General features: G+C 62.1%; 1 pseudogene. It reads right to left on the bottom strand.

The window, feature by feature from the left end:
• Positions 1-405, bottom strand: a pseudogene (locus tag G9463_RS23945) (class 1 fructose-bisphosphatase); the annotation flags it as partial.
• Positions 406-435 lie beyond the last annotated feature (30 nt).

A 435-nucleotide genomic window follows, 5' to 3' on the forward strand; every position in this document is an offset into this window, starting at 1 on the left:
GTAGATGACGAACCCGGCGGCGAGGAGATTGGTACCGACAGTCGGTGGCTGTTCGCTGTAGATGCCGAAAATCGTCCCCATCCCGCTGTTGGGTTCGAGGTTGCTCGACCCATCGAGGGGGTCCATCGCGACATGCAGGCGACCGTCTGTCGTTTTCACGTCCGCGCGTTCCTCGCTAGCGTAGGAGGCAACGCCGTCGATGCCCAGCACCCGCTGTTCGAACAGTTCGTCGGCGCGCAGGTCAGCCGCGAGCTGGTCGTCGCCAGTGGGGTTGACGGAGTTGCTCTGGCCACGGTAGTCGGCAACAGCGCGGCGGACGTCCGGTGTCGTCGCGACGATGGTGTCGATGACTTCCGTGACTGTCTGCTCGGCTTCGGTGGTCGAAATGTCGAGTGACTTACTCATTTGTCAGGTGTAAGGGCAGAGACTGGCCAT

The sequence above is a fragment of the Haloarcula sp. JP-Z28 genome, assembly GCF_011440255.1.
Classification (GTDB): domain Archaea; phylum Halobacteriota; class Halobacteria; order Halobacteriales; family Haloarculaceae; genus Haloarcula; species Haloarcula marismortui.